At 63.9% G+C, this 4,186-nt stretch carries 4 protein-coding genes and 1 tRNA gene; 1 reads left to right on the top strand and 4 read right to left on the bottom strand.

Going from position 1 to position 4,186, the window contains the following annotated elements; translation table 11 throughout:
• Nucleotides 1–37 precede the first annotated feature (37 nt).
• Nucleotides 38–1,360, bottom strand: a complete 1,323-nt coding sequence (locus JOZ79_RS07275; RefSeq protein ID WP_294072611.1) for a hypothetical protein — start codon at nt 1,358–1,360, stop codon at nt 38–40.
• 163 nt (nt 1,361–1,523) lie between these two features.
• Here JOZ79_RS07275 and JOZ79_RS07270 point away from each other — a divergent pair.
• Nucleotides 1,524–1,599 (top strand) — tRNA-Thr (locus JOZ79_RS07270).
• Between the two features lie 200 nt (nt 1,600–1,799).
• Here the strand turns inward: JOZ79_RS07270 and JOZ79_RS07265 are convergent.
• Genes JOZ79_RS07265 through JOZ79_RS07255 form a run of 3 tightly spaced genes read right to left on the bottom strand, consistent with a single transcriptional unit; the run spans nt 1,800 to nt 4,044 of the window.
• Nucleotides 1,800–3,374 (bottom strand): recombinase family protein, encoded by a 1,575-nt coding sequence (locus tag JOZ79_RS07265; RefSeq protein WP_294072608.1) that lies wholly within the window; start codon nt 3,372–3,374, stop codon nt 1,800–1,802.
• On the bottom strand, nt 3,371–3,814 hold the full coding sequence (locus JOZ79_RS07260; protein WP_294072605.1) for a DUF2924 domain-containing protein: 444 nt from the start codon (nt 3,812–3,814) through the stop codon (nt 3,371–3,373). Before JOZ79_RS07260 ends, JOZ79_RS07265 begins: the two co-directional genes overlap by 4 nt.
• On the bottom strand, nt 3,811–4,044 hold the full coding sequence (locus JOZ79_RS07255) for a DUF3489 domain-containing protein (protein ID WP_294072602.1): 234 nt from the start codon (nt 4,042–4,044) through the stop codon (nt 3,811–3,813). Before JOZ79_RS07255 ends, JOZ79_RS07260 begins: the two co-directional genes overlap by 4 nt.
• Nucleotides 4,045–4,186 lie beyond the last annotated feature (142 nt).

Below are 4,186 nucleotides of genomic sequence, written 5' to 3'. Positions count from 1 at the left end.
GGCAGCGACAACCCCGGCCAGGACGGCCGGCTTCAGCTTAGGCCGCCCGTCGGATCGCCTTTTCGACCAGGGCCGAATCCTCGACAATCGCCACCGGCTCGTAGCCGCCGTCGTCGCGGCGCCGGGCAATCAGGACGCCGAACTCCTCGGCGCAGGCAAGGGTGCTCAGTGACAGCGCCGGCGCCGCGCGGAGCCGGGTACGCGCCTCGCTTGCGCGGGTATCGGCCTTGCCTTCGGGACGCCGGGCCTCGCGCTCCGCAGCAACGAGCGCTTTAAGTCCGCCCGCCTGCTTGCCGATGAAATCTTCGAACGCGCCGGCGGCGACGTCCTGGCGCTGGGCGTAGGACAGGGCCGCCGCGAACTCGGTCAGGCGCGCCTTGTCATAGTCGATCCCGAAGACCAGCTTGACGATCGGGGTCATCGGCGCGCGCGCCTGCGCCTTCAGACCCGATTCCTCCAGGAGCTCGGCATAGTCGTCGGGGTTCTGCCGTGCTGCAACGGCAAAGTCGTAGGCCAGCGACAAGGCGCGATAGAGAGCGGTCCGGGTGCGGGCTTCGCCGCCCTTGACGGCGTCCGCGCTCTCGCGGGCAACCGACAGCCGGTCGGCCAGCCCGGCATCCGCGTCAAGGGTTATCGCGGGCAACGGCGTGTCCTCGTCGGGGGTGTCGGCGAGCGGGCCATCCTGCCACGAGAAATGCGGTACCGGCGCCACCGCTTCACCGTCGTCGGCAGGGAGCGCGAACGGCTGGTCCAGCAACAGCGTATCGTCGTCCGCGGCCAGGTCGATCACCTCCGAAGTCGCCTCTGTGACAGGAGGGTCGTACTCCGCGGCTGCCGGGTCAACCGCCTTCCAGTTGATCACGCCATAGATGAAGTCGATGGTCTCGCCGTCCGACGAGAAGGGCATGAGGATGCCGCGGTAGCAGATGTTGACCGAGCGCTGGTTCGCGAACTCGGCCTCGAAGCCCACGGGAGCACGATTGGCGATAATCTGCATGTAATGGTCGGTGAGGCGCGACAGCAGCGAGCGGCTGGGCACGTCGGCGATGGCGCGCGTGTTCTCATCGAGGCCGCATTCTTCGCGGATGGCGCCGCCGATATAGGGGATGCCGGGATTGTCGCGGCCGCAGGTGAAGTCCAGCAGCAGGCTGTGTGCGGCAAAATCCTGAACGTCGCCGGGCTCGAGGTCTTCGATCGACGGAAAATCGCGCCCGCCTAGCAGCGACACCCAATAATTGTAGGCGCGCACGTGCATCCGCCGCTCGTCGCTGCCGATTGCCGCCGCAACGTCATCCGCGACGCTTGCGTCGACCGCGTTCGGCAGGTCGAAGTCGCTCGGATGCTCGCGATAGCTGTCCATTTGCCCGGGCCCCACTCGGATAGTTGCGAGTGGTTAATGCCGCAGGGCGGTTACCAACGGGTTAAGCATGTTGTGCCCCGACCGTCGCGGCAAGCGGCCTTGCCCGCCGCCGCCGCCGCTGATAGTGGCGCGTCTCCTCGCGGAGCCCAATCCGCCCGGTCAAGCCGCTTTAGCTCAGCTGGTAGAGCACATCATTCGTAATGATGGGGTCAGGTGTTCGAGTCACCTAAGCGGCACCACCCTCCCGTGAACAGTTTCGGTTGGCACCGTTGTAGGCAGCCAGTCATGCGAATTGTCGCGTGATCTCCGCGACTTGTTGAGCCGCCGCTCGGCCGTCCTTCTAACAGAGACGATTTTGGCGCCGGGTGTATCGGCGGAGAGAGGGCCCGGTCTCTGGTGCCCACTTTTGCAGCCACCAGATGCAGATGCTGTTCTGATGTTAGTTGAAGCCGAGAACCCGGCGTTGACCTGCCCAGTCGAGCGGCAGGTCAGTCACCCGTAGCAACCGTCGACCGGTGAGCGAGGGTGGCTGTTTCCCGTCCATGATTGCAGTGATGATGTCAGGAGCCAGGAAGCTAATCCGAAGGAGCTGCCACAAGTGCCGCTTGCTGTAGTGGGAGGTAAGAGGGTCGACCTCGCGGGAGCCTAGTGACTTTCGCGCGCTCATCGCTAGCGCCACTAGTTTGACCAGCACCGGATCGGGCGCTGCCTTCCACGTTCCATTTTCCAGAACAAGCTTCAACTCGTTCCCGCGGTGGACCATGCGCAGGGGCAAACTCACCGAAGCCATCGCGTCCTCCCCGATTGTGACCCGCAGGCTTTGCTGTTCGAGCTGCGCTCGTACTCCAAGCTCGAGCAGCACCTTCCGCTGCTCAGGCACCGCGAACCTGAGCAGCTCGTCGGCGAGCTCGCGATCGGACATTAGCTGGCCCGGCTCACAGGCACGTTCGTGCGACCTGAGCCAGTCGCCAACGGACTTGAGTACAGCCCGATCGATCTCGCCGGCCGCCACTCGCCACGCGGGCATCTTGGTCTCACCGGGCGCGAGCCGCGTAACATAGTAGTGATGTCGCCTGGTGTCCTTGTGCGTCGACACAGGCGTCATCGGTCGTCCGTCAGGGTCGATGATCATACCTGTGAGAAGGCTTGGGTATCTGGATTGTTTGCCAAGCTTCCGGTCATGACGGTTCTTAGCCAGGATCTGCTGAACTTCGTGCCATTCCTCTGCACTGATGATTGCCTCGTGCTCACCGTCGTGGAGGGTGCCACGGTAGCTCACGCGACCGGAGTAGATCGGGTTCTGCAGAAGCTGGGACAGGGAGCCCCGGCCGAAGTGCACGCCACCCACGGTCCGGCCATTGCCGTACTGTCGGACTTTGGTCCTGACGTTCTGCCTGGCGAGCTCATCGACCAGCTTGGTCACTGAGCGCAGCTCTCGATAGCGCTGGAAGGTCGATCGGATGATCTCAGCCTCGGGCTCGTCGATGAGCAGCTTGCGATCGCCGAGCCTGTATCCGAGCGGCACGGGGCCCCCCATCCACATGCCCTTCTTCTTGGAAGCAGCCACCTTGTCCCGGATGCGCTCGCTGGTGACCTCTCTTTCGAATTGAGCGAAGGACAGCAGCACGTTGAGCGTGAGCCGGCCCATGCTGTTCGTCGTGTTGAAGGCTTGCGTCACGCTGACGAATGAGGCGCCAGCCTTGTCCAGCGTGTCGACGATCCGCGCGAAGTCCGCGAGGCTGCGGGTCAGCCGGTCGACCTTGTACACGACGATGACATCAACCTTGCTCGCAGCGACGTCTGCCAAAAGCTGCTTCAGGCCGGGCCGGTCCATGTTCCCGCCCGACCAGCCGCCGTCGTCGTAGTGGTCCTTTACCTGCTCCCAACCTTCGTGAGCCTGGCTGAGGATGTAAGCAGCGCATGCTTCGCGCTGTGCATCAAGGCTATTGAATGCTTGCTCGAGCCCCTCTTCGGTCGACTTGCGCGTGTAGATGGCGCAGCGCTTCAGCGTCACGGTCGCTGCGATGCCTTTCGGCTTTTCAGGTCGAAGAAGCGTGGTCCTGACCAATGCACTCCGGTAATTGCAGAAGCCACCTGCGTCAGACTGGAATAGTGCCTTCCCGCGTGCTCGTAGCCGCTTTCCAGCACCACCACCTGGTGCATCGTCCCTCGCCACTCACGGACGAGGCGCGTGCCAGGCTTGAGTGAAATGCGATCGTCGGCGACGGCAGCTCTACCTTCGCTCAATCGCTTGAGCACCGCGTCGAGTTCGCGCCGGACATGCAGCGGGAGATCTCCGTGCACGCGCGATTGTCGCTTCCATGCGATGCCTCGCCGCAGCAGGTCGGGCCCGATCTCTGGCGCCGGTCTTCGCCAGCATGTTCGCCACTCGGCTCGCAGCTGAGCTGGCGTCATGCCCTCTAGCTCCTCCAGCTCGCCCCTGCGCGTGCTCAAGCCTCGCCTCCGGCGATGGGCTCCTGAACCATTCGATAACTTGCCGCTCCGTCTGCCCGCTCCTCGCGCACAAGTTGCGCCTTCTTGCGAATGCCGGTGAGGAAAGCTCGACAGCTGTGCGGCTTCCACTGTGTCGCCTTGACGATCTCGGCCAGCGTTGCACCTTTCTCTCGCGAGAGAAGGCGGGTGATCGTTTCTGATTTGGTGCGCTGCTTTGGTGAGGCTGCCATGGTGGGTCTCCTTGCTGCCGGCGCGGAACTACACCAGCTTGCACGGGCCCAAGCCGCTGGACCCGGAGGTCGAGCGGCGTCCCTTCGTTTGACGAACAGCAATGCTCTGGTTGCGTCGCAAGTCCAGTCGGACCGGCACGGA

The organism is Sphingomonas sp. (assembly GCF_019242355.1).
In the GTDB taxonomy this organism is placed as follows: domain Bacteria; phylum Pseudomonadota; class Alphaproteobacteria; order Sphingomonadales; family Sphingomonadaceae; genus Sphingomicrobium.
Note: the sequence above shows the minus strand (reverse complement) of the source record. Positions and strands in the feature narration are given on the sequence as shown.